The organism is Rhodococcus sp. 2G, assembly GCF_001886355.1.
GTDB classification, from domain to species: Bacteria; Actinomycetota; Actinomycetes; order Mycobacteriales; family Mycobacteriaceae; genus Rhodococcus; species Rhodococcus pyridinivorans.
Genome location: NZ_CP018063.1, coordinates 3,169,909 through 3,194,217, shown reverse-complemented (window position 1 = coordinate 3,194,217; position 24,309 = coordinate 3,169,909). Strand labels below are relative to the sequence as shown.

General features: G+C 67.2%; 25 protein-coding genes. 13 read left to right on the top strand and 12 right to left on the bottom strand.

Annotated elements, in window-relative coordinates:
* Nucleotides 1-34: 34 nt before the first annotated feature.
* Nucleotides 35-1,180 (bottom strand): globin domain-containing protein, encoded by a 1,146-nt coding sequence (locus BO226_RS15020; protein ID WP_232238133.1) that lies wholly within the window; start codon nt 1,178-1,180, stop codon nt 35-37.
* A gap of 534 nt (nt 1,181-1,714) precedes the next feature.
* Between BO226_RS15020 and aceA the strand changes: the two genes are divergently transcribed.
* The 4 genes from aceA to BO226_RS15000 all read left to right on the top strand — a co-directional run bounded on the left by aceA (nt 1,715) and on the right by BO226_RS15000 (nt 7,613).
* Complete coding sequence (aceA, locus tag BO226_RS15015; protein ID WP_006553580.1) at nt 1,715-3,004, top strand: isocitrate lyase; 1,290 nt, start codon at nt 1,715-1,717, stop codon at nt 3,002-3,004.
* A gap of 168 nt (nt 3,005-3,172) precedes the next feature.
* A complete protein-coding gene (locus tag BO226_RS15010) occupies nt 3,173-4,069 on the top strand; it encodes a 3-hydroxybutyryl-CoA dehydrogenase (RefSeq protein WP_019291147.1) in 897 nt (298 codons plus the stop codon).
* 105 nt (nt 4,070-4,174) lie between these two features.
* Nucleotides 4,175-6,475, top strand: coding sequence for a 5-methyltetrahydropteroyltriglutamate--homocysteine S-methyltransferase (metE, locus tag BO226_RS15005; RefSeq protein ID WP_071936458.1), 2,301 nt, complete (start codon nt 4,175-4,177; stop codon nt 6,473-6,475).
* Nucleotides 6,476-6,554: 79 nt separating this feature from the next.
* Nucleotides 6,555-7,613, top strand: coding sequence for an NAD(P)-dependent alcohol dehydrogenase (locus BO226_RS15000; RefSeq protein ID WP_039585432.1), 1,059 nt, complete (start codon nt 6,555-6,557; stop codon nt 7,611-7,613).
* Between the two features lie 43 nt (nt 7,614-7,656).
* On the opposite strand, the gene BO226_RS14995 is transcribed toward BO226_RS15000, so the two are convergent.
* Entirely contained in the window at nt 7,657-8,439 is a 783-nt protein-coding gene (locus tag BO226_RS14995; protein ID WP_071935560.1) for a SigB/SigF/SigG family RNA polymerase sigma factor, read from the bottom strand.
* Nucleotides 8,436-8,855 carry an anti-sigma factor gene (locus BO226_RS14990; RefSeq protein ID WP_059383400.1) on the bottom strand — a complete coding sequence of 140 codons (420 nt, stop codon included), beginning with the start codon at nt 8,853-8,855 and terminating at the stop codon, nt 8,436-8,438. The genes BO226_RS14995 and BO226_RS14990 overlap by 4 nt, the downstream gene beginning before the upstream one ends.
* A gap of 308 nt (nt 8,856-9,163) precedes the next feature.
* Here BO226_RS14990 and BO226_RS14985 point away from each other — a divergent pair, with 308 nt between their 5' ends.
* Together BO226_RS14985 and BO226_RS14980 are read left to right on the top strand one after the other, a co-directional pair.
* On the top strand, nt 9,164-9,607 hold the full coding sequence (locus BO226_RS14985; RefSeq protein WP_071935559.1) for an STAS domain-containing protein: 444 nt from the start codon (nt 9,164-9,166) through the stop codon (nt 9,605-9,607).
* A gap of 187 nt (nt 9,608-9,794) precedes the next feature.
* Entirely contained in the window at nt 9,795-10,286 is a 492-nt protein-coding gene (locus BO226_RS14980) for a hypothetical protein (RefSeq protein ID WP_071935558.1), read from the top strand.
* 32 nt (nt 10,287-10,318) lie between these two features.
* Here BO226_RS14980 and BO226_RS14975 read toward each other — a convergent pair whose 3' ends face one another.
* Together BO226_RS14975 and BO226_RS14970 are read right to left on the bottom strand one after the other, a co-directional pair.
* Nucleotides 10,319-11,557 carry a glycosyltransferase gene (locus BO226_RS14975; protein ID WP_071936457.1) on the bottom strand — a complete coding sequence of 413 codons (1,239 nt, stop codon included), beginning with the start codon at nt 11,555-11,557 and terminating at the stop codon, nt 10,319-10,321.
* Between the two features lie 153 nt (nt 11,558-11,710).
* On the bottom strand, nt 11,711-12,067 hold the full coding sequence (locus BO226_RS14970) for a hypothetical protein (protein ID WP_019291150.1): 357 nt from the start codon (nt 12,065-12,067) through the stop codon (nt 11,711-11,713).
* Between the two features lie 449 nt (nt 12,068-12,516).
* Here BO226_RS14970 and BO226_RS14965 point away from each other — a divergent pair, with 449 nt between their 5' ends.
* On the top strand, nt 12,517-12,714 hold the full coding sequence (locus BO226_RS14965) for a hypothetical protein (RefSeq protein ID WP_071935557.1): 198 nt from the start codon (nt 12,517-12,519) through the stop codon (nt 12,712-12,714).
* Between the two features lie 85 nt (nt 12,715-12,799).
* On the opposite strand, the gene BO226_RS14960 is transcribed toward BO226_RS14965, so the two are convergent.
* The 4 genes from BO226_RS14960 to BO226_RS14950 form a co-directional block, all read right to left on the bottom strand.
* Nucleotides 12,800-14,242 (bottom strand): alpha,alpha-trehalose-phosphate synthase (UDP-forming), encoded by a 1,443-nt coding sequence (locus tag BO226_RS14960; RefSeq protein ID WP_071935556.1) that lies wholly within the window; start codon nt 14,240-14,242, stop codon nt 12,800-12,802.
* A gap of 139 nt (nt 14,243-14,381) precedes the next feature.
* Complete coding sequence (locus BO226_RS27745) at nt 14,382-14,528, bottom strand: hypothetical protein (RefSeq protein ID WP_019291152.1); 147 nt, start codon at nt 14,526-14,528, stop codon at nt 14,382-14,384.
* A gap of 100 nt (nt 14,529-14,628) precedes the next feature.
* The gene (locus BO226_RS14955) at nt 14,629-15,195 is read right to left on the bottom strand and encodes a type 1 glutamine amidotransferase domain-containing protein (protein ID WP_006553568.1); all 567 of its coding nucleotides are present in this window, start codon (nt 15,193-15,195) and stop codon (nt 14,629-14,631) included.
* 89 nt (nt 15,196-15,284) lie between these two features.
* On the bottom strand, nt 15,285-16,811 hold the full coding sequence (locus tag BO226_RS14950) for an FAD-dependent oxidoreductase (protein WP_071935555.1): 1,527 nt from the start codon (nt 16,809-16,811) through the stop codon (nt 15,285-15,287).
* Between the two features lie 187 nt (nt 16,812-16,998).
* Here BO226_RS14950 and BO226_RS14945 point away from each other — a divergent pair, with 187 nt between their 5' ends.
* Nucleotides 16,999-18,054: an alpha/beta hydrolase gene (locus BO226_RS14945; protein ID WP_071935554.1), complete on the top strand. Its 1,056-nt coding sequence runs from the start codon at nt 16,999-17,001 to the stop codon at nt 18,052-18,054.
* 137 nt (nt 18,055-18,191) lie between these two features.
* Here BO226_RS14945 and surE read toward each other — a convergent pair whose 3' ends face one another.
* Both surE and BO226_RS14935 read right to left on the bottom strand, forming a co-directional pair.
* On the bottom strand, nt 18,192-18,983 hold the full coding sequence (surE, locus tag BO226_RS14940; protein ID WP_006553565.1) for a 5'/3'-nucleotidase SurE: 792 nt from the start codon (nt 18,981-18,983) through the stop codon (nt 18,192-18,194).
* Nucleotides 18,980-19,939 (bottom strand): 1-phosphofructokinase family hexose kinase, encoded by a 960-nt coding sequence (locus tag BO226_RS14935; protein WP_071935553.1) that lies wholly within the window; start codon nt 19,937-19,939, stop codon nt 18,980-18,982. Before BO226_RS14935 ends, surE begins: the two co-directional genes overlap by 4 nt.
* Nucleotides 19,940-20,054: 115 nt before the next feature.
* On the opposite strand from BO226_RS14935, the gene BO226_RS14930 reads away from it, so the two are divergent.
* The 4 genes from BO226_RS14930 to BO226_RS14915 all read left to right on the top strand — a co-directional run bounded on the left by BO226_RS14930 (nt 20,055) and on the right by BO226_RS14915 (nt 23,172).
* Complete coding sequence (locus BO226_RS14930) at nt 20,055-20,498, top strand: SRPBCC family protein (protein WP_006553563.1); 444 nt, start codon at nt 20,055-20,057, stop codon at nt 20,496-20,498.
* Complete coding sequence (locus BO226_RS14925; protein WP_024101761.1) at nt 20,495-22,087, top strand: phytoene desaturase family protein; 1,593 nt, start codon at nt 20,495-20,497, stop codon at nt 22,085-22,087. Before BO226_RS14930 ends, BO226_RS14925 begins: the two co-directional genes overlap by 4 nt.
* Before the next feature lie 199 nt (nt 22,088-22,286).
* Complete coding sequence (locus BO226_RS14920) at nt 22,287-22,913, top strand: HemK2/MTQ2 family protein methyltransferase (protein WP_019291159.1); 627 nt, start codon at nt 22,287-22,289, stop codon at nt 22,911-22,913.
* 4 nt (nt 22,914-22,917) lie between these two features.
* Complete coding sequence (locus BO226_RS14915) at nt 22,918-23,172, top strand: CDGSH iron-sulfur domain-containing protein (RefSeq protein ID WP_019291160.1); 255 nt, start codon at nt 22,918-22,920, stop codon at nt 23,170-23,172.
* A gap of 211 nt (nt 23,173-23,383) precedes the next feature.
* On the opposite strand, the gene BO226_RS27740 is transcribed toward BO226_RS14915, so the two are convergent.
* Entirely contained in the window at nt 23,384-23,539 is a 156-nt protein-coding gene (locus tag BO226_RS27740) for a DUF6131 family protein (protein WP_006552398.1), read from the bottom strand.
* 218 nt (nt 23,540-23,757) lie between these two features.
* Here BO226_RS27740 and BO226_RS14910 point away from each other — a divergent pair, with 218 nt between their 5' ends.
* Nucleotides 23,758-24,303 (top strand): Dps family protein, encoded by a 546-nt coding sequence (locus tag BO226_RS14910; protein WP_006552397.1) that lies wholly within the window; start codon nt 23,758-23,760, stop codon nt 24,301-24,303.
* Nucleotides 24,304-24,309 lie beyond the last annotated feature (6 nt).

The following is a 24,309-nucleotide window of genomic DNA, read 5'->3' as shown; positions in this document are numbered from 1 at the left end:
CTCGCAGCCTTCGCAAGGCAGCGTTCGCAGCGTGTTAATCGACAGATACCGGTGGGGCCTCGAGGCCGAACCACGAGCCCGGCGCGAACGCCTCGAAGTGAATCGACCCGGGGGATACCCCCGACGCGACGAGTTCCGAGCGGATGGCACGCATGAACGTGATCGGACCGCACACATAGGTGCGGGCATCGCCCGGAATCGTCAGCCCGGACAGTGGAGTTCGTCCGTCGCTGCGGATCTCGTCGTACTCGGTGTAGCGCACGTGCAGCCGGGCGTCCGGCAACGAGTCGACCAGGATGGCGAGTTCGGTCCGGTGCGGTTGCTCGTAGGGGGTGCGGTCGACGTGGACGACGTCGACGCTCCGGCCGTCGCCCCGGGACTGCATGTCGCGCAGCGCCGCGATCGTCATCGTCACGCCCACGCCCGCCGAGGCGAGCAGCAACGGTTCGCTGCCCCTGTCGACGACGACGCTGCCGAACGGCGGCGACACGAGGAGGTGATCGTCGACGCCCAGGCCGTCGCACAGCACGGGGGAGACGAGTCCGCCCGGCACGCGCTTGACGGTGACGGCCCACTCGCCGCTCGTCCTGCCCGGGAAGACGGTGTACTGGCGGATCTGCTCGGAGCCGTCCGGCAGCGCGACCCGCACCGAGATGTACTGGCCGGGAAGGAAGGCCGGCAGCGGCCGACCGTCGACGGAGCGGAGGTGGAAGGTGGCCGCGTGCGCGCCGTCGTACTCGTGTTCGGTGACGACAACCCGACGCCAGATGTCACCGGGGGCCACACCGGCCCGCCGGTACAGCTCCGTCTCCTGCTCGACGAGCGAGTTCGCCATCAGCGTGTACACCTCGTGCCAGGCCACGGCGACCTGCGGTGTGACGGCGTCGCCGAGCACCTCGGCGATCGCGGCGAACAGGTGGGTCCGCACGATCCCGTAGTGCGCGGCCTGTACACCGAGGGACGCATGTTTGGCGGCGATCCGCTCCATGATCGGGTCGATGTCGGTCGGTGCGTGGGTGACCAGCAGTGATGCGAAAGCGGCGACCGAGTCGGCGAGCGCCCGTTGCTGGGCCCCGTTGGCCTGGTTGGTGCGGTTGAAGGTGTCCCGCAGGGACGGGACGGCCCGGAAGAGCCGGTTGTAGAAGACACGTGAGATCGTGCCGATCTCGGCGCCGACCACCGGCAGGGTCGCTTCGACGATCGACCGCGACGTACTCGAGAGAATGTCGACTCCTCGTGTTCGGGGGCTGTTCTGCCGGGGCCCTGACACACGAAGGCACTACGATGCACCGGCCCCGATCCGGCCCGAGACATGTTACGGATGGGATTCCAGAGGTCAATGGGGATCACAAACCACGATCACCGTTTGTGAAGGCAGTCACAGGCAGGTGTCCGATCCGTCCCGAGGTGGGGGAGTCGGCGGGACGAGGCGTCCCGGCGGTGTGGGCCGGACGGCAGCGGCAAAAGCCGAGGTAGTTACTACTCGCGGGTAATAAACCCGTGCCCGATTCGGGTAGTTGGACCGACCATCGATTGGCAATCTTCGCAATGGCTGCGACGAAAATAGCCGAGATTGGCATTAGCAACAGGTAGACGGGCTTTTTGGACTGTGTCATTGTCGTTCTTGTACATCCGAACGGCACGCAAAGGATGTGAAGTCGTACACGCGTACTGCTTCATCCCGAGCGGGGCAGATCTAGAGAGTGGAGATTTGATGTCGACCACCGGCACCCCGAGGACTGCAGAAGAGATCCAGAAGGATTGGGACACCAATCCGCGCTGGAAGGGGATCACCCGCAACTACACCGCCGAGCAGGTCGCCAAGCTGCAGGGCAACGTCGTCGAGGAAGCCACCCTCGCTCGCCGCGGTTCCGAGATCCTGTGGGACCTCGTCAACAACGAGGACTACATCAACTCGCTCGGCGCCCTCACCGGTAACCAGGCGGTCCAGCAGGTCCGCGCCGGCCTGAAGGCCATCTACCTCTCCGGTTGGCAGGTCGCCGGCGACGCCAACCTGTCCGGCCACACCTACCCGGACCAGTCGCTGTACCCGGCGAACTCGGTTCCGCAGGTCGTCCGCCGTATCAACAACGCGCTGCTGCGCGCCGACGAGATCGCCAAGGTCGAGGGCGACACTTCCGTCGACAACTGGCTCGCTCCGATCGTCGCCGACGGTGAGGCAGGCTTCGGTGGCGCCCTCAACGTCTACGAGCTGCAGAAGGCCATGATCGCGGCCGGCGTCGCCGGTTCCCACTGGGAGGACCAGCTCGCGTCGGAGAAGAAGTGCGGTCACCTCGGTGGCAAGGTGCTCATCCCCACGCAGCAGCACATCCGCACCCTGACCTCGGCTCGCCTCGCGGCCGACGTCGCGGACGTCCCGACCGTGGTCATCGCCCGCACCGACGCCGAGGCCGCGACCCTCATCACCTCCGATGTCGACGAGCGTGACCGCCCGTTCATCACCGGTGAGCGCACCGCCGAGGGCTTCTACCACGTCAAGAACGGCATCGAGCCCTGCATCGCCCGTGCGAAGGCCTACGCTCCGTACTCCGACCTCATCTGGATGGAGACCGGTGTTCCGGACCTCGAGGTCGCCAAGAAGTTCGCCGAGGGCGTCCGCAGCGAGTTCCCGGACCAGCTGCTGGCCTACAACTGCTCGCCGTCCTTCAACTGGAAGGCTCACCTGGACGACGCGACCATCGCGAAGTTCCAGAAGGAGCTCGGCGCGATGGGCTTCAAGTTCCAGTTCATCACCCTCGCCGGCTTCCACTCGCTCAACTACGGCATGTTCGACCTGGCGCACGGCTACGCCCGCGAGGGCATGACGGCCTTCGTCGACCTGCAGGAGCGCGAGTTCAAGGCGGCCAAGGAGCGCGGCTTCACCGCCATCAAGCACCAGCGTGAGGTCGGTGCCGGCTACTTCGACACCATCGCCACCACCGTCGATCCCAACACCTCCACGGCTGCCCTGAAGGGCTCCACCGAGGAAGGCCAGTTCCACTAGGAACCAGCGCCACCCCGAGGTCCACCACCCCGCGGCGGGATCCACAGGTCCCCATGTCCTGCCGCGGGGTGCGTGCGTATCCGGAGCAGTTCGAAACGCGCGCACCCGACGGGTCCTCGCTTGTACTTCCGGCCTCGGCCACGACCCCCACAACGAGAAGGAGCTGACGTGACCAGCGAAAAGATTCAGCGCGTCGGCGTGATCGGCGCCGGCATCATGGGCGCAGGTATCGCCGAGGTGTGCGCACGCGCTCATGTCGACGTACTGGTGTTCGAGCAGACCCGCGAACTCGCGGCTGCCGGACGTGCCCGGATCCTCCGGTCGCTGGACCGGGGCGTGAGCAGCGGAAAGATCACCGAACGGGAGCGTGAGCAGGCCGCATGGCGTCTGCGCTTCACCTCCGATCTCGGTGACTTCGCCGATCGGCAGCTCGTGGTGGAGGCCGTCGTCGAGGACGAGAAGGTCAAGAGCGAGATCCTCGCGGAGCTCGACAAGATCGTCACCGATCCCAACGCGGTGCTCGCCTCGAACACCTCGTCGATCCCGATCATGAAGCTCGGTATCGCGACCGGTGCGCCCGAGCGTGTCATCGGCATGCACTTCTTCAACCCTGTTCCGGTGCTCCCGCTCGTCGAGCTCGTCACCACCCTGAAGACCAGCCCCACCGTCGCCGAGCGCGCCGAGGCGTTCGCAGCCGACGTACTGGGCAAGCAGGTCGTGCGGTCCTCCGACCGTGCAGGTTTCATCGCCAACGCACTGCTGGTGCCGTACCTGCTCTCGGCGATCCGGATGGTCGAGTCCGGCTTCGCCACCAAGGAGGACATCGACAAGACGATGGTCCTGGGTTGCGCCCACCCGATGGGTCCGCTCGCCCTGACCGACCTGGTCGGTCTGGACACCGTCAAGTCGATCGCCGACTCCATGTACGAGGAGTTCAAAGAGCCCCTGTACTCGGCCCCGCCGCTGCTACAGCGCATGGTCGAGGCGGGACTCGTCGGCAAGAAGTCGGGCGCCGGCTTCTACGAGTACGCCGACAACGGTCGCACGGTCAAGAAGGCCGGCTAGCCAGGTAGCACCACCGCACACGGCGCCCGTGCCCGGCGACAGTGTTCCGAACACTGGTCACCGGTGCACGGGCGCGACGTGCATGAGGGAAAGGTCGACGCCGACATGGCAACTCTCGCCGACGGATACGGATCGAGCATCCTCGGGTACCCGCGCATCGGGCCCCGCCGCGAGCTCAAGTTCGCCCTCGAGGCCTACTGGCACGGTGAGGGCACGCGCGACGAACTTGTCGCGGTCGCTCGCGAGCTCCAGGAGAACACCTGGCGCGAGCTCGCAGCCACGGGTCTGACCCAGGTACCCGGCAACACGTTCTCCTACTACGACCACGTCCTGGACAACGCCCTGTTGTTCGGCGCGCTGCCCGAGCGGTTCCGTCCACTGGCCGATGAGCTCGACCCGCTCGATCTGTACTTCACGCTGTGCCGTGGCCGCGAGGACTTCCCGCCGCTCGAGCTGGTGCGCTGGTTCGGCAGCAACTACCACTACCGCCAGCCCGAACTCGACGAGAACACCGTCTTCGAGCTGAATTCGGCGGCCGTACTCGACGAGTTCGAGCGTGCGAAGGCCGAGGGTATCGAGCTGCGGCCGGTGGTGCTCGGCCCGGTCTCGCTGCTGCTGCTGTCGAAGGTCGCACCGACGTCGACGAAGGAGGGTTTCCGCACCCTCGACCTGCTCGACGCGCTGCTCCCCGAATACGAGAAGCTCTTCGAGCAGCTCGCCCGTGCCGGTGCCACCTGCGTGCAGCTCGACGAGCCGTCGTTCACCGAGGACCGCAGCGAGGAGGAGCTCGCAGCCCTCGGGCGTACCTACGACGCGCTCTCGCACGCTCCGCTGCGTCCGCGTCTGCTCGTGACCGGCCCGTACGGGCATCTCGGTGAGGCACTGCCGATCCTGGCCGCGTCGAAGATCGAGGCGATCGGCCTGGACCTGGTCAACGGCCGCATGAGCGCGGACGAACTGGCCGCAGTGCCCGGACTCAAGCGCAAGCGCATCTACGCCGGTGTCGTCGACGGCCGCAACGTGTGGAAGGTCGACCGCCACCGCACCCTCGACTACCTGAAGTCGCTCGCCGCGGTCGCACCGGATCTCGTCGTGTCGACCTCGTCCTCGCTGCTGCACGTGCCCTACGACCTGCTCGTCGAGTACGACATCCCCGGCGACGTCGCCGACCGTCTCGCGTTCGCGAAGCAGAAGGTGGGGGAGGTGGTCTCCCTTGCCAAGGCGCTCACGACCGGGGCCGAGGAGCGGTGGCGCAAGCCGCCCGTGTCGGTGCACTTCAAGCAGAAGCACACCGTCCGTGCACGTCTGAACGCGGTCACGCCCGCCCATCGGGTGCGCGCGCCGTACGAGGAGCGCCGCGCCGCGCAGCAGAAGCGACTGGATCTGCCGCCGGTGCCGGTGACAACCCTGGGGTCGTTCCCGCAGACCGCGGAGATCCGCAGGGCACGAGCGGAACTCGGTCATGGCCGGATGTCGTACGGCGAGTACGTCAAGCGGATCCAGGAGGAGATCGAGTCCACCACCCGTCTGCAGGAGGACATCGGTCTCGACGTCCTCGCCCACGGCGAGCACGAACGCAACGACATGGTGCAGTACTTCGCCGAGCTGATGGAGGGTTTTGCCACCACCCACTTCGGCTGGGTGCAGGCCTACGGTTCGCGCTGCACGCGTCCGCCGATCCTCTACGGCGACATCGTGCGGCCGAAGCCGATGACGGTCGAGTGGATCTCGTTCGCGCAGTCGCTGACCGACAAGCCGGTCAAGGGCATGCTCACCGGTCCGGTGACGATGCTGGCGCGTTCCTACGTGCGTCAGGATCAGCCGCTCCACGAGACGGCCGACCAGCTCGCGCTGGCCATCCGCGACGAGATCGCCGATCTCGAGCGGGCGGGCATCGCGATCATCCAGGTCGACGAACCGGCCATCCGGGAACTGTTGCCGCTGCGGCAGGACGGGCGCTCCGAGTACCTCGACTGGGCCGTCGACGCGTTCCGTCTCGCCACCGGTGGCGCGAAGCCGGAGACGCAGATCCACACGCACCTGACCTATTCGGGTCAGGCGTCGGTGGTCGACGCGATCGAGCGGCTCGACGCCGACGTCACGGCGATCGTGGCGACACGCTCGATCCGCTGGGTGCTCGAGGCGATCAAGGACCGCGCGCTGTCCCACGGTGTCGGTCCCGGTGTCTACGAGTCCCGCTCGGCCCGGATCCCGGACATCGACGAGCTCGACGAGTTGCTCAGCGAGGCGGCGGAATCGGTGGAACTCGACCGCTTGTGGGCCAATCCGGACGGTGGTCTCAAGACCCGTCACCACTGGCAGCTCGAGCCGTCGCTGCGCAACCTCGTCGCTGCGGCGCGACGACTGCGCCGCCGGGCGGCACACCGGTCCGACCAGGCCGGATAGCCGAACCGTCTCCACGACGTGCACCTGCGGGAGTCCCCCGCGGGTGCACGTCGTCGCGAGGCGGAGTAGTTGTGGAGGAATGACGTCCACAACTGGTACGACCACCGTCGCCGCATACGCCGCCACCGCGCCCGACGCGCCCCTGTCGAAGACCACCGTCGAACGACGTGCCCTCGGCCCGCTCGACGTGCTCATCGCCATCGAATTCGCCGGCATCTGCCATTCCGACATCCACACCGCCCGGAACGAGTGGGGCGGAACCAAGTACCCGATCGTGCCGGGCCACGAGATCGTCGGCACCGTCGCCGCCGTCGGTTCCGGTGTCACGAAGCACGCCGTCGGAGACCGCGTCGGCGTGGGTTGCTTCGTGAACTCCTGTGGTGAATGTGAGCCCTGCCGAACAGGATTCGAGCAGCACTGCACCAGTCGGGTGACGGGAACCTACAACTCCGTCGACCGCGACGGCTCCGTCACCCAGGGCGGCTACTCGACGCACATCGTCGTCACCGAACACTTCGTCCTGAGGATTCCCGACGGACTCGACCCGGCCGCCGCGGCGCCTCTGCTGTGCGCGGGAATCACCCTGTACTCGCCGCTGAAGCGGTGGAATGCCGGGCCGGGGAGCAAGGTCGCGATCATCGGCATGGGCGGTCTCGGGCATGTCGGAGTGAAGATCGCGGCAGCGATGGGTGCGGAGGTGACCGTGCTCGGTCACTCGCTGTCGAAGCGGGACGACGGCCTGCGCTTCGGTGCGGTCGACTACCGGTCCACCGAGGACGAGTCGACCTTCAAGGAGTTGCGCGGGAAGTTCGATCTGATCCTCAACACCGTCTCGGTCAACCTCGACCTCGACCGCTACCTGTCGTTGCTGCGGCTGCACGGCACCCTCGTCGGCCTCGGCCTGCCCGAGAAGCCGCTGTCGGTGCGGGCGTTCTCGCTCGCGATGAACGATCGTGCGATGGCCGGATCGAATGTCGGCGGAATCCCCGACACGCAGGCGATGCTCGACTTCTGCGCAGAGCACGGCATCGGTGCGGAGATCGAGCTGATCTCCGCGGACCGTATCAACGAGGCATACGACCGTGTGGTCGCCAGTGATGTGCGCTATCGCTTCGTGATCGACGCCTCGACGTTCTGACCGCGTCGACGTCCCGGGCACGGGAGCCCGGGACGTCGACCCGTCAGAAGTTGTCGCCGAGCTGATCGCGGAGCTGCGCGAGGGTCTTCGTGAGCAGACGCGACACGTGCATCTGCGAGACACCCACGCGCTCGGCGATCTGCGTCTGCGTCATGTTGCCGAAGAAGCGCAGCAGCACGACCGTGCGTTCGCGGGCCGGAAGGGCCTCGAGCAGCGGACGCAGCGCCTCGTGGTTCTCGACCTCGTCGAGCGCGGCGTCGTAGTCGCCGAGCGTGTCGGCGAGGGTGAGCCCGTCGTCGCCGGACGGGGACGACCGGTCGACCGACACGGTCTGGTAGGCGTTGCCGGCCACGAGACCCTGCAGCACCTCCTCCTGATCGATGCCGAGTACCTCGGCGAGCTCGGAGGCGGTGGGTGCACGTCCGAGCTGCTGGGAGAGCTCGGACGTGGCCTTGCTCAGGGACAGATGCAGTTCCTTCATGCGTCGCGGCACACGAACCGCCCAGCCGGCGTCACGGAAGTGCCGGCGCACCTCGCCCATGATCGTGGGGACCGCGAAGGAGACGAAATCCGAACCGCGTTCGGGGTCGAAACGGTCGACAGCGTTGACCAGGCCCAGGCGCGCGACCTGCAGCAGATCTTCGAGGGCTTCACCACGGCCGTCGAAGCGCCGGGCGATGTGCTCGGCGAGCGGCAGGCACCGCTCGACCACTGCGTCGCGGATGCGGATGCGACCGGGGTCGCCCTCCTCGAGTGCGAGGAGTGTTCTCAACGTTTCGGTGACGTCGGCGTACTCGTCGCTCGACCTACCCGTGTTGCGCGTCACCGATCGGCGCTGCCTTCGGCGATGGACATGTCGATCGTGGCGCGCGAGTCGTCGCTCGTCACCGAGATGGACTCGGTCAGCGAGTTGAGCACGTGCCATCCGAAGGAGCGCGGCTGCCCGATCGCGGAGGCGTCGTTCGTGGGCGCCGACAGGCTGATGTGCAGCAGCGGGAGAGCCGCCCGGAACGAGCACGCCAGGATCGCGTCCTCGGGTGCGCCCATGATCAGCCGCGTGGCCGCTTCGTCGACGGCGAGCTTCACATCCGCAACGGTATCGAGGTCGAAGTCGTGCTGCAGCGCGATCGCGGCGGCTACTGCTCGGAGCACTGCGAGCTGGTCGGGATGGGCCTCTACTCGGAGTTCGACTACCGGGGGATTGTGGTCGCGTGCCGATTCGATCGACGCGGATTTTGCCATGAGCCTGATGTCTCCAGTACGGGGAGTGGGGGTACGAGTGGGTCGTGTCTGTCTGGTCGTCGGAGAGATTACCCAGATACCGCGAATTCAATCCATCCTCCGTGACCTGGGCAGGGGTCCGCAACATGCCCGAAATGCACGATCGACGTGTTGAGTGCCCCTGGTTCGTGGACTACTGTGGCGGCAGAAGGTTGAGCACACAGCCGAGAACACGGAAGCGCCCCTGTTTCGGGAGGGTTCCGATCGGTCACCGGTTGTGCCTGTCTCGTAGGTCGTGCTTCCTGCAATTTTCGATGTTGGGAAGTGCTATGACAGTTCCTCAGCGAATTGCCGCACAGGTAGATTCCGTCCCATCCGGGTGGTCGGCTCGGCCGATCAGGTCCGACATTCCCGCAGAACGGGTCGTCGGCGCAGAATTCAGCGCGCAGAAGATCGAACCGGACCTCGTCTGGATCGACGTGCGAGGCGAGATCGACATCCGCAACGCACACGCTCTACACGCGTTCACCCATCGGCAGCTCGAAGAATCGATCCGTATGGTCGTCGATCTCGGGGCAGTCGAATTCTTCGGTGCGGCCGGGTTGTCGGTCTTCGACGATCTCGACGAACGTGCGCAGGCCCTGAACGTCCGCTGGGCACTTCTGAGTGGGCGACCGGTGGAACGGTTGCTCCGGGTCGCCGACGCGACCATCGCTTCCAAGGCATGCAGAACACGTGAAGCAGCGCTTGCTGCGCTCGCTCGCGTGAAGTAACAGGCCGGGAGAGCCGAACATACGGCGTGGCCGCAATCCGCCACGCCCCTCCATACCGTTGCCGTTCGGGTTTCCCGGGCGGCAACGGTTCTGTTCGGAGGGCATCTCCGATCCGCCGCTCGGCCCGAGGTGCCCGTTTCGTCACTTCGACCCGGGGGAACCCGCTGGTGAACCCGAGGAGGTCGAGATGAGCACGAACGACTGGATTCTGCTGGTGATAGCGGTGGTCGTCGCGTTGGTGGTAGTGGCGGTGCTGGGGTGGACGCTCCGCAACCGGCGTGCCGAGCGCCGGCGTGCCGAAGCCGAACGTCTGCGTCGCAGCGTCGAGGAGAACAGGCCGGGAGTCGAACAGCGGGCGGCGTCGGCCGAACGCACCGAAGCGGAGGCCCGTCGCGCCGCGGCGGACGCCGAAGCGAAGGCGGCCGAGGCGGAGCGGCTGCGCGCCCGCTCCGAGGAGGAACGTCGTACCGCCGAAGCGGCACGAGCCGAACTCGACGAGCGTCGTCGCCGGGCGGAAGAGCTGGATCCCCGTTCGGCGGAACACGCCGAGCGCGGTGATCACCGCGCGGATCCGGTTCCGCGGACGGCAGATTCGTCGGATCAGGTCCCGAACACCGTTCCGGGCGACGAGGCCGGCCGAGCGGGCGCACACCGGAACGATCAGGACTTCCGTCGCTGATCGTTCCGGCGCCTGTAGAGGTTCGACGGGCGCTACTGCACGCCGGTCCGTGCGGTCCGGTGTGCAGTACGCCGGACCGGCACGCAGCGTTCGTAGGCGCGAAGGGTGTCCTCCGCCACGCGATCCCAGGTGTACCGGGCGAGAACGCGGTCGCGTCCGGCGATACCGAAGGTGGCGCGTGTCGTCGCATCGGAGAGAAGCCGGCGCGCGGCTGCCGCGACGGCCTCGGGGGAGCGGGTGGGCACGAGAAGGCCGGTCGCCTCGTCGAGCACGGTGTCGAGCAATCCACCGGAAGCAGTTGCGATGACCGGGCGACCGCACGACATCGCCTGCAGGGCGAGCATCCCCGACGGATCGTGCCAGGGAGTGGAGACCACGGCGTCGGCGGACAGGAGCAGACCGGGCATCTCGTCCCGCCCGACATCGCGGCGGATCCGGACGCGTCCCTGCACACCGCGTACGCGTGCGAGCTTCACGAGACGGGACTTCTCCTGCTCGTCTGCTCGGCGCGACAAGTACGGGGGAGCGGGATGCGCGGCGATGACGAGTTCGGTGTCGGGAATGCCCGCCAGCGCTTCGATGGCGATGTCGAATCCGGAGCCCAGTTCGAGAGGGCCGGCTGCGAGCAGACGATGCTTGCGGGTCCTCGTGGTGTCGGGAGCGGCAGCGGTGCTGTAGTGCACGGCGTCCACGCCGCTCGGCACCACCGTGGTCCGCGTGCGGGGAAGTCCCATGCGCGCCAGCTCGAACACCTCGTCGGAACTCGTCGCGATCATGCGTGTCGCGCCCCGGGCGATGAGCCGCTCCAAGCGGATTCGGTCACGCGCGGACGCGTCCATCGCAGTCTTCTCCCGGATCCGGTGCTCGACCGTGCCGAGGGAGTGGAAGGTCTGAACCGTGGGGATGCCCAGCGAACGGGTGGCGAGCTGCGTGGCCAGTCCGGACAGCCAGTAGTGGGCGTGGGTGATGTCCGGTGGCCGCCGGCGCCACTCCCGATCCAGGAAGCTCCCGAATTCCCCCATCGCAGAGGCGGTTTCTTCGGGACGCAGCGGGGACGGTGGTCCTGCCGGTACCTGCACCACCTCGTATGCACCGGGGGTGGAGATCCGGTCGGGGTCGTCGCGGTCCTCGCGGCGTGTGTAGACCACCACCTCGTGACCGGCCCCGGCGAGGGCGGACGACAGTTCGGCCAGGTGGACGTGAAGTCCTTGCGGCGGCGCATCTGCGTGCGCGCCGTGACCGAGCAGGGGATTCACTTGTCCGGCAACCATCGCGATCTTCACCACAGCGGTATTCCCGTGTGTGGTGGGGGATAAACCGGTCACGGCGCGCCGGTACGAACCGAAATACGCTGCTGTCCCACCTGTTCGTTCGTGTGGGGTCGGTGGCTCCGGCCGCACCGGGCCGGGACGACCGGTCCCGGATCAGATGATGGCGCGGGCGGAGATGGTGGCGTAGACGACCATCAGCACCAGCAGTACCCATCCCGCACCCTGCCAGATCGGCCAACGACCGCCGCGCTTCCACGTGCGGTAGGCCGTCAGCAGTGCGCCGAGTCCGCCGAGCAGGAGCACGAGTGTGGGTCCGAAGACCAGGATCTGGCGGGCGGGATCGGTGCACACCGCGAATGCGGCGTCGCTGCAGTCCTGTCCGGAGTTCGTGCCCCAGAGAATGGCGACGCCCATCACCACGAGCGCAGCGACGATCACGCCCCCCGCGTACATCGTGGCCTTACGGGCCGTCCGGGGGTCGTTCCAGCGTTTCTCCACATCCTGGGTCATGGCTCTCCCTCTCGTGGCCGAACGGTGCACGCGCGATGGCGGCGCACGCGCGCAACGGCCGGCGTGACTCGCTCTCCGAGTACCCCCGGCCAGGTCGCCCAATCCGGATGTGCGGTGGTCGCCCCACGAGAGGTGGGGTGAGCCGGGCGTCAGGCGCGCTGGTGCACGGTCATGAAGACGTAGTCGAAGTGGCTCCGATGCTGTTCGGCGAGGGCCGGCAAGGACGTGATCTCGTGTACGAGTCGTTCGGCCAGTGCCCGCAGTTCGACGTCCGTCTCCTGCGAGCGCCAGGCGCCGCCGGACCCGGATTCATCCCCGCCCGATCCGACCTTGGAGAGTTTTGTCCGTTAGGGCCGGATCAGGGTGCTCGGTGCGTTTGTTCGGTTTCCCCCTCGGGTATTGCTACCCGGCCGGACGGTCCGGCATATGAGACGGATCGAGGTGAGGTCGTGCGATTGGTGAGTCTCGTGGTCCTGATCTGGTTGATCATCGGTGCGGTGGCGGCCGGTCAGCGCGGCTACTTCAGCGACTCGGACCAGAATTGCAGCAGTCTCGCGACGGTGGCAGTTACGGTGGTGGCCGGGCCGCTCAACTACGCGGGCGTCAATCCCCAGGTCGAGTGCGAGGTGCCGCAGCCGAGCCGGTAGGTCCGCATTCCTTCGGGTCTGTCGCTGTTCGAGGTGCGGAGCGTGCGGGTCCTCTTCCGACAGATGTCGGAGAGGACCCGCACGCCTAGCTTCCGGAGGCGGTGACGTGCGCACCCGAGGTGGCTCGCAGGTCCTCGAGGAAGGTGCGCGACCAGCGGGCGACGTCGTACTCCATGACGTGCGCGTGCATGGTCTTCATGCGCTTCTTCCGTTCGGCCGGGTCCTCCTCTATCGCTTCCACGATCGCGCGCTTGACGCCTTCGAGATCGTGTGGGTTGACCAGAAGAGCGCGGCGGAGTTCGGCTGCCGCCCCGGCGAATTCGCTGAGCACCAACGAACCGCTGCCGTCGGGGTGGCAGGCGATGTATTCCTTGGCGACGAGGTTCATGCCGTCGCGCAGGGGAGTGACCAGCATGACATCGGCACCGGTGTACATCGCGAGCAGTTCGTCGCGGTCGACCGAGGCATGGAGGTAGTGGACGACGGGGGAACCGAGCCGGGCGAACTCGCCGTTGATCCGACCCACTTCGCGCTCCACCTGGTCGCGGAGTTGTGCGTACGCCGTCAAACGCTCGCGGCTCGGCGTGGCCAATTGCACCATCACGACCTTCTCGGGATCGAGGGTGCCTTCGGCGAACAGCTCGTGCAGGGCCTCGAGACGTACGTCGATCCCCTTGGTGTAGTCGAGCCGGTCGACGCCGAGCAGCATGACCTCCGGATCGCCCAGGTCCCTGCGGATCTCGGCGGCACGCTCCTGAACGGCGGTGTCGCGGGAACGTTCGCGGAGCTGCGCGGAGTCGATGGAGATGGGGTAGGCACCGACATGAACCTGCCGGTCGCCGAGAACGATGGTGCCGCCCGACGAGGTCCCGCGCGGTGCCGGAAGTCCGAAGAGCCGGTTGGCGAGATAGAGGAAGTTCTGTGCCCCGCCGGGGAGATGGAAACCGACGAGATCGGCGCCGAGCAGACCGTCGACGATCGCCTTCCGCCACGGCAACTGCAGGAACAGTTCGGTGGGCGGGAAGGGGATGTGGAGGAAGAAACCGATCGTGACGTCGGGCCGGAGTTCACGCAACATCCGGGGAACGAGCTGGAGCTGGTAGTCGTGCACCCACACTGTCGCCCCGGGGGCAGCGGCACGGGCCGCGGCCTCGGCGAATCGCTGATTGACCGCGCGATAGGTCCGCCACCACCGGCGATCGAAAGTGGGTGGGATGAGCGCGTCGTGGTAGGGCGGCCACAGAGTGTCGTTCGAGAAACCCTCGTAGTACTCCTCGACCTCCTGGGAGGACAACTCCACCGGATACAGCGAGAGCCCGTCCTTCTCGAAGGGATCGACCGTCACGTCGGGAGTGCCGGGCCAGCCGACCCAGGCGCCACTGTTGGACCTCAGGACGGTCTCCATCGCGGTCACCAGGCCACCGGGGCTGCGTCGCCAGACCGGCGGGCCACCGTCGGTCGGCGTCTCGAGATCCACCGGCAAACGGTTGGCGACCACGACGAAATCGTCGGAGTTCGGTTCGTTCATAATCCCGCCTTCGTGCAACTGCCTTACGGCGAACCAATCCCACATGTTCGAAATCGACTACTTCTTGTTATCAAGGCGGGTAGGGGGCCGCAAACTGCGTGCACCGCTGCGGGCCTTCGACCAGCAGTTCTCCGGAAAATCAGCTTTCGCTCGGCAGGGGAGCAGCCGGGTTGTCGAACATTTCGTCGATACGCTTCTTGATCTCCGCGGTACTGAATCGCACGCCCTGGTGGAGGGCTGCGGGCGGGAAGAAGGTGGCGCCGGAAACGGGGCTCTGCTCGAGCATCGTCGAGGTCCTTTCGGAAAACAGACGGAGATGGACCGGGACCTTTGTGGTCGCGGTCGGTGAAGTGACGAGGATCGGCCTGCGTCGTGGCCCGAACGATTCAGCTCGCGGGGTTCGCCGCGAAGAGATCTATGAGTGCCTTGCAGAATGCCGGCAGGTCGCCGGGGTTGCGGCTCGAGACCAGATTGCGATCGACGACCACCTCTTGATCGACGACGTTTCCGCCGGCGTTGCGGATGTCGGTACGAACGCTCGGATACGACGTGAGGGTGCGGTCGCGCACCACGTCGGCCTCGACGAGCATCCACGGTCCGTGGCAGATCACGCCGACCGGGCGCCCGGAGGTGACGAACTCCCGCACGAACGACACGGCCTTGTCGTCCTGGCGCAGCTGATCGGGATTCGTGGTTCCACCGGGAAGCACCAGGCCGTCGAAGTCGCCGGGGGAGACCTCCGAGACGAGGTGATCGACGGTGTATTTTCCTGCGGCGTTGACGTCCTTCTCCATTGCCTGGATCTCGCCCTGCTCGATCGAGACGAGTCGGACGGTGGCGCCCTCGTCCTCGAGAGCTTTACGCGGCTCGACGAACTCGACCTCCTCGACTCCGTTCGTCGCGAGAATTGCGATGGTCAGTCCGGACAGTCGTGCCCCATCGGCGGAATTCATGTTCGTGTGTCCTTTCTCGGCTGCTGTCGGAATTACCCGGCTCGGATGGTGTGAAACGCGGGCTCTCACGCCTTTTTCCACCCTCGGCGTCACCTGGGGGAAAGGTTGCCGGTCGCGGGCCCCTCCAGCAGAGTGCCGTCGGCAGTGAATCGTGAGCCGTGCAGCGGGCAGTCCCACGACGACTCCGCGTCGTTCCACCGCAGGATTCCGCCCAGGTGCGGGCAGACCGCGCTCACGCGGTGCGTCCGGCCGTCGACCGTGGACACGCCGACGGGACGTCCGCAACTGCGTACCACCCGTCCCTGTCCTTCTTCCGGCTTTGATCCGGAGGACGTCGCGGCCTGCAACCAGCCCTTGGCCATGTGCAATGCGACGGTGGTATTGAGTTTGGCTGCGGTGGGAATGCCGGTCACCAGTTCGGTGCGCCATGCCGCCATGGCGGGCGCCCACGCCTCGACCTCGGGATCCGGCGACTCCGAGAACCGGGACGCGATGATGTGCGCCGCCGCGACCCCGCCGGTCATGCCCCACTTGCCGAAGCCGGTCGCCACCCAGATCCGGTCGGCACCGGGCAGGACGGGCCCGACCTCGGGGAGGCTGTCCATGTTCGTGTAGTCCTGCGCCGACCACCGGTACAGTTCGTGGGCGCCGGGGAAGGTCCGTTGGCTCCATCGCAGCAGGTCGTCGTATGTGGAGCGGGTCGAATCGTGCCGGCCGACGACGTGTCCGTTGCCGCCGACGAGCAGTAGTCGATCCGCCGACGAGGACGTTCCCGCCGCAGAGGCGGTGCGGAGCGACCGGGTGGGACTGTCCGCGGACAAGAACATCCCTTCCGGCGGGCCACCGGGCACTTCGACGGCGATGGAGTACGAGCGGTCGGGTTCCATCCTGGCGAAGAATGCACCGCGGTCCAGGATGGGGATGCCGGTTGCAAGTACGACGCGATCTGCACGGATGTTGCCGTCGTCGGTGCGGACGATGCATCCTGTGTCCTCGGTGTCCACGGTCTTCACGCGCCGCCCGACGAACACTTCGGCGCCGCACGCACGCGCCCGGTCGACCGCCGTGAACAGAATGGGCATGGGATCGACCTGCACCTGGTCGGGAATCGTGACTGCCGCGGCCACGCCGAAGGGCAGCGGGATCTCACCGACCCTCTCGGCCGGTAACCCGGCGGCGCGGCAGTGGTGGTATTCCGCGTCGATCATGCTCACGTTCGACGGATCCTGCGCGTAGGTATAGGCGTCCGCACGGTCGAAGTCGAGTCCGTGCCGCGTGCAGAAATCGACCACCCATCGTTGTGCCGCGAGGGTGCCGTCGACATATCCCTGACGGATCGCACCGGAATGTCTGCGGCCGATCTGCGACAGGCGTGTGCCCTGCAGGACGCTGACCTTGCCGGTGGTGTTCCCGGTGGTCACCGCCCCGATGTCCCGGGCTTCGAGCACCGCAACGCGCAGTCCCCTCTCAGCGAGGAGCAGCGCCGTCACGGTGCCCGTGATCCCGGCGCCGACGACCACGATGTCGTAGCGCTCCCGGCGGGCCGTCCAGTCGTCGTACGTCGCGATGTGCGGGGCGCGATCCCGCCAGAGGGACACCGTGGTCTCGGTAGGCATATGCGCTGGTTACCTCCCCGGCCGGACCGGTAAACGGGGCGCTGCGGGAGCCTCTTGCATCGTTGTTTCCGGTTCGTGATCCGAACCGGGTGTTTCGATGCCGGACAGGTGTGGGTAAACCGCAGTACCACGTCGCGTAAGGCGAAATAAATCAACCGGTTTCGTGGGTGGCCCACGGGAGGTTCCAGTGCTGTCTTCTGAGATCGACGATTTCGGTGGAGGTGAGGGCGTCAGCCGCACCCACCGAGGTGGAAGCGTGCGCTCCCGAGTCGTTCGGGGCGCGGTACGCGCACTCGCGAAGCCGGTCGTCGGGGCATGGATGGCCCGGCCCGACCTCGCGTGGCCACTGTCGGTCGTCGACGGCGCTGCGTCCCTCCTCCCCAAGCCCTCCGGAGCCCAGTACGTGGACGTCGACCTGGGCGCGTGCAGTGCAGAGTGGATCCGCGCGGAAGGACGATCGACCAAGCGCGCGGTGCTGTACCTGCACGGTGGCGCGTTCCTGATGTGCGGATTGAACACTCATCGTTCGCTGGCGGTGAGCCTGTCGGATCGCGCCGACGGCGCGGTGCTCAGCGTCGACTACCGCATGCTGCCGAACGCTCCCATCGCACACGCGGTGGACGACGCGGTACGCGGTTACGAGTGGTTGTGCGAGAAAGGTTATCGGGGAGAGGACATCGTCGTCGCAGGCGACTCCGCCGGAGGATACCTGTCGTTCATGACGGCCCTGGCCATCGCGGAATCCGATCTGCCCCGCCCCGCCGGAATCGTCGCGCTGTCGCCCCTCGTCGACCTCGATTCCGATCGTCGCGCCGAACACGACATGCAGGCGGCCTGCCCCATGTTCCCCGGATCGGCCGTGCAGTCGCTCGTACGCTACATCGAGGGCACCCATACCCGTCTGACCGTCGACGGGGAGCCCGGACCGCTGATGTGCCCGCTCGACAACGACCTCAGCGTGCTACCCCCGGTGATGATCCACGCCGGTCACGACGAATTGCTGCGCAGCGACGCAGAATCCATGGCGCGGGCCGTGCGGGAGGCAGGGGTCAGCTGCGACCTGCACCTGTGGCGACACCAGGTGCACGCCTTCCCGGTCTTCGCCGACAGCGTTCCCGAGAGCCGGCGTGCGCTCGCCGAGGCCGGCCGGTTCGTGCAGTCCGTGACGGACACGACCGGTCGTGCGCAACGGTCCGTCGTCACGCCGATCTCTCGCTACGTCTCCGATTCCGCAGTCGCCTGAGCACTGCAGTGCTCTGAGAACTGCAGTGCTCTGAGAACTGAAGTGCTCTGAGAACTGCAGCGGCCCGAATCAATTGGAGTCGGGACCGCTCGGTCGCGGCACTCGTGACCGAGCGGTCCCGGAACCTTCTACAGCACCTACTGCTGCGAACTACCCGAGTGGGCGAATTCCAAGGTTCCGAGATCGGCTTCCGCCACCTCGAAAGGCATCGTCAGCACGGTCGCGGTCGCCCACCCCCGGCACACGAGAACGGCGTCGCTGTCGTGGGATTCGTCGAGTTCGACCGCCCGGAAGGTGACCGGCAAGGCGCGGGAGATGTCGCCGTCGTCCTCGACCTCCCCGATCTCGGCCTGGACGGCACCGAATCCTGCCAGAGGAGCACTGCGCAGTCCGCGTAACTCGTGGACGGGCATGTCGGGGATGTTGACGTTGAGAACCGTGCCCGGACGGCTGTGTTCGACGGCCCACTCGAGAGCGCGACGGGTCACCAACTCGGCGGTCTCCCACTGCGACGGAGCTGTCCCGTTGAGGGACAATGCGACCGCGCGGGCACCGTGGGTGGCCGCGGTCAGGGCTGCACCCACCGTGCCCGAATGCAGGATCGCGTGACCGGTGTTGGGGCCCAGGTTGATTCCGGATAACACGATGTCCGGTGCCGTCCCGAACGCGCCGTACGAGGCGAGGAAGGTGATCAACGCCGGAGATGCTTCCACCGCATAGGATTCCACCTCGGGCAGGTCGTCGAGCGGGCGACGGCTGAGCAGGAGTTTTCCTTCGTCCTGGAGAGCGGTCAAGGATGCACTGGCGCCGCTGCGCTCGACATGGGGCGCCGCGACCTGCACGTCGAATCCCGCCTCGACGGCGAGGCGGGCGAGCAGGGCGAGACCGGGACTGTCGATGCCGTCGTCGTTGACGATCAGTGCTTTCATGAACGCTTCCCCTTCACCTTCCGGACCTCCACCTTCTCGGCCATCTTCTCCACAGCGCCACGATGCCCCGTCGCCAGACCGCGGCGCGTGACGTTGACCGCACCTGCTGCGGCGCCGAGACGCAGCGCGTCCTCGAACTTCGCGCCCGCGGCGTAGGCCGACGCGATGCCGGCGGTCATCGAATCTCCGGCACCGTGGTGGTCCACGGTCTGCACCGAGGGTGCCTCCACCTCCCAGATGGTTCCGTTGTCCAGTGCGATCGCCGGATCGCCGGCGCGGGAGATCACCACCGAGGTGGCACCTTCGTCGTGGAGACGGTGCAAGGCCTCGATGAGATCGTCGAGATCCTCGGACTTCGCGCGACCGTCCTCGATGAGATCCTCGTGGCTCACCTTCAGCACGGTCACCCCGCCTTCGAGGGCCGCACCGAGGGTGGGGCCGGACAGATCGGCGACGACCGGGATGCCGAGGGCTCCCAGATCGGCGCACAGGCGCGTGTACACCTCGCTCGGTACGGCGTCGTCGTTGTGCGGTCCGCCCAGCATCGCGACCTTCGCGCACATCGCGGACGCCAGCGACGCGCTGAACAGATCGTCGGTCTCGTGACGGGTGAGTGCCGGCGGGTCGATCTCCACGATCTCCTTCCGTTCGCCCTCGCGCCGGTCGTGGATGTAGGAACCGTTGGGTGATGCGGTCTCCACGGCATGCACCGTCACGCCTTCGCGGTTGATCATGTCGACGAGGATCGTGCCGGACTCGCCGCCGAACGGTCCGCACAGGTGCACGTCCATTCCCAGGGTCGCCGCCATGCGGCCGATCCAGAATCCCTGCCCGCCAGGATGGACGTGCAGTTCGGTGCTTCCGTCGGGTGCCTTCTCGAGGGTTACCGTGAGGAGCGGGGACGGCGCGAAGACGAAGGCGTACGGGTTGGAGGAGGGGGTGTTCTCGGCTTCCATGCCCGCCCGGATACCCCCTCCGAACAGCGATGACACCCGGCGTCGTGTGACACCTGCGGAAGCGGGGTATGCGTCTGCCGCAAGCGAGCTGTCGTCCAGAGGATGAGGAGCGGGCATGGCCAGGATCGCGACGATCGAGACTTCGGTGGCACCGGCGCGTGTATGGGAGATCCTCGCCGACGGCTGGCGGTACGCGGCATGGGTAGTGGGTGCGTCGCGCATCCGGGCCGTCGACCCCGCCTGGCCGCAACGGGACACCCGGATCCATCATTCGGTGGGTCTGTGGCCTCTCCTGCTCGACGACCACACCGAGGTCAGCGAGGTGGTGCCCGAACGGCAACTGGTGCTGCGCGCACGTGCCTGGCTGTTCGGCAAGGCCGAGATCGCGATCTCGCTCGAACCCACCCACGACGGCGGCACCCGCATCACGATGGCCGAACACGTCGTCGAAGGACCGTACGCCCTCGTCCCCGATCGCGTACAGGAGGAAATGGTGTTGCCACGGAACCAGGAATGCCTGAGACGGCTGGTGCTGCTCGCCGAAGGCGCCACCGAATGAGCGACGCGACGGTCGATGCGGTCGTCATCGGCGCCGGACCCAACGGTCTGACCGCCGCCGCGGTGCTCGCCGACGCCGGATGGGACGTCCTCGTACTGGAGGAACAACCCGAACCCGGTGGAGCGGTGCGCAGCGCAGAACTTCACCCGGGATACTGCGCCGATCTGTTCAGCGCGTTCTATCCGCTCGGTGTGGCCTCACCGGCCTTCCAAGCCCTCGATCTCGCGTCGCACGGCCTCCGCTGGGCGCGTTCCCCGAAGGCCTTCGGTCACCCGCTGGGCCCCGACGACGAGGACGCGATCGTCGTCTCTCCGGATCCGACCGACACGGCGGCCGACCTCGAGCGTCGCTACGTCGGTGACGGGGAAGCGTGGCTGGCGCTGTTCGACCAGTGGAAGCAGGTACGCGGCGCGCTTCTCGAACTGCTCCTCGGTCCGTTCCCGCCCGTCCGGGGTTCCGTGGACCTGCTGCGCACCATGAAGACGGGAGATCTGCTGCGCTACGCGCGCATGCTCGCGCTGCCCGTCACCCGGATGTCGTCGGAGTTGTTCGGCGGTTCGGCGGCGCGGCTGCTGCTCCTGGGCAATGCCATGCATGCCGACACACCGCCCGAGGCGCCCGGCAGCGGCGTGATGGGTTACATGCTCACGATGCTCGCGCAGGACGTCGGATTCCCCGCGCCGGTCGGCGGCGCGGGAGCGCTCACCGACGCGCTGGTCCGGCGCGGCGCCGCAGCGGGTGCCCAGCTGCGGTGCGACTCGCCGGTCGTCGGCGTGGAGGTGCAGGGCGGGAAGGTCTCCGCAGTCCGGATCGCCGGTGGCGAGCGGGTGAAGGTGCGACGTGCCGTCCTCGCCGATACCTCGGCCCCGGCCCTGTACACGCGGCTCCTCCCGGCCGACGCCGTCGGGTCACGGGTACTCGACGACCTGCGCAAGTTCGAATGGGACACCCCGGTCGTGAAGGTGAACTACGCGCTCGACGGCCGCGTGCCGTGGCGTTCGCCCTCGTTGAGCGGGGCCGGCACGGTGCACGTCGGTGCCGATACGGACGCGATGATCCGGTGGTCGGCCGATCTGTCCACCGGGGTCGTCCCCGAGTCGCCCTTCCTCCTCTTCGGGCAGATGACCACCACCGACACGACGCGGTCGCCCGAGGGAACCGAAAGCTGCTGGGCCTACACACATCTGCCGCGGGGCATCACCGACGACGCGTCCGCCGACCACCTCGCCGAACGCGTCGACGCGCAACTCGAGGCCTACGCACCGGGTTTCGGTGCACGCGTGGTCGGCCGGCACGTCCAGCGACCCGGCGACCTCGAAGCGGCCGACGCAAATCTCGTCGGCGGCGCCGTCAACGGTGGAACCGCGCAGGTCCACCAGCAGTTGTTCCTGCGGCCCACTCCCGGTTTCGGCGGACCGCGGACGCCGGTCGAAGGGGTGTATCTCGCCAGCTCGGGTGCGCATCCGGGCGGGGGAGTCCACGGCATGGGTGGCTGGAACGCCGCTCACGCCGCACTCGCGGACGGCAAACGCACCGCTCCGGTGACCCGACGCGTGCGAAATGCCGCTCGCCGGGTGCTGTTCTCGTGATTGCTGGGCCTCCCACGCGGAACGGTGGCGTGTTTCACACGGAAGTCGCGCGGGTATCCGCCCGCGAACGGACGGATCCGGGTTTTCGGCCCGGGGTGGTGGAGATGCCGTCGAACTCGAGATACCGAGGTGGTGTGACGTGACAGCTTCCCTGGCGCTGGACGGATCGGATTCGCCGCGGGTATGGCGTCTTCCGGGGGTGTACCGCCCCCAAGAGGATTCGTATCTGCTCGCAGGCGCGCTTGCGGACGCAGGCGGTACGAAGGGTGCGAAGGTGCTCGACTTCTGCACCGGGACAGGGTTTCTGGCGGTGAACGCCGCCATGCTCGGTGCTTCGTCGGTGACGGCCTTCGACATCAACCCGCGAGCCGTGTTCAGCGCCCGCGTCAACGCGTGGTCGCGCCGGCTGCCGATCCGTGCCCGGCAGGGAGGCCTGGACGAGGCGTTGCGCCACGGTCCGTTCGACATCGTCTTGTCGAATCCGCCGTATGTTCCGTGCGACGGGGAGAACCGCGACCCGCGCTGGGATGCCGGCGCCGACGGACGCTGCGTGCTCGATCCGTTGTGCGACAGCCTGCCCACCCTGCTCACGCCCGGCGGATTCGCGCTGATCGTGCACTCCGAGTTCACCGGTGTGGAGGCGACACTGTCCCGGCTGCGCGAGGCGGACCTCAAGGCATCCGTCGTCGCCCGCAGCCGTATCCCCTTCGGACCGGTCCTTCGCAACCGCACGGACTATCTGTACTCGTCGCAGCTGGCGGAGCCCGGGGCACTGACCGAGGAGGTGGTCGTCGTCCGCGCCGACCGCCCCCGCACGAGGAGTTGAGAACGTGAGCAAGGCACCGAAGATCACGCAGCTCACCGCCGACGGAGAGTGCGAAGCACGGGTCGTGCGGCAGGTGAGGGGCGGTCCCACCCTCGTCGAGGGCCCGGTGCGGATCGTCGAGGACGACGGCGCCGAGACGGTCTCGGACCGTTTCGTGGTGGCCGTGTGCCGGTGTCACCGCAGCGCGCTGTACCCCCTCTGCGACACCAGCCATCGCGCACTCCGTACGCCGAAGGCGGCGGCGCGCACCGACACCTAGGCATCGAACTGACCTTCCGGTCCGGGCCGGTCCCTGCACAGGGGCCGGCCCGGACGTCGTTCCGGGACCCCGGGCCGCCGGTCGGCCTGTCGTATCGGGGCGGGGTCGTAAGGGTCCGGAAACGACGAATCCCGGGTGCCGTGAGCACCCGGGATCCGCAGTTCTGCCTCGTGCCGGACGTCTCCTTCCGGCGCGGACGATCGACAGGGGGTCAGTACCAGTGCGCGCGTCCGCCGATCGCCCGGCCCGTCGCGCCCAAGATCGCAAGGATCACGCCGATCACCAGAAGTATCACTCCGAGTGTGGTGAGGATCGAGATACCGGTGAAGAACCCCACCACCAACAGAATCAGACCCAGAATGATCATTGTCGCCACCTCAGATGTCATGACCGAAACCTGGAAGCCTCGGTGCCCGGCGATCGAATAACCGGGTTGGTCCGTTTCCAAACGTTTGTGACTCGCCTGATCCGGACAAATTCATTCGACGCAGGTCACGGGACGTCCGGTGCGCCCGGATGTTTGGATTCCACCGTGCCTCGGGTATTCGCCTTCCGACACACCCGAGAGCATTCCGGAGGAAGAATATGTCGAACTCGAGCTATACGGTTCCCGGTCTGAGCGATGCCGACGGCTCGCGCACCGCGAAGATTCTCCAGGAGCGCCTGAGTGCCTACAACGACCTGCACCTCACGCTGAAGCACATCCACTGGAACGTCGTCGGTCCGAACTTCATCGGCGTCCACGAGATGATCGACCCGCAGGTCGAGCTCGTGCGCGGATACGCGGACGAGGTCGCCGAGCGGATCGCCGCGCTCGGTGCGTCGCCCAAGGGCACGCCGGGCGCCATCGAGAAGAACCGCACGTGGGACGACTACTCGGTCGGCCGCGACACCGCGCAGGCGCACCTCGCTGCGCTGGACCTCGTCTACGACGGCATCATCACCGACAACCGCAAGGCGATCGACGAGGTCGGCAAGCTCGACCCGATCACCGAGGACGTCCTGATCGGCCAGACCGGCCAGCTGGAGAAGTTCCAGTGGTTCGTCCGCGCCCACCTCGAGAACGCTGCCGGTATTCTCCCGAACGCGGATGCGCAGACGGAGAAGGACGCAGCGGAATCGGCCCGCTGACCGGGA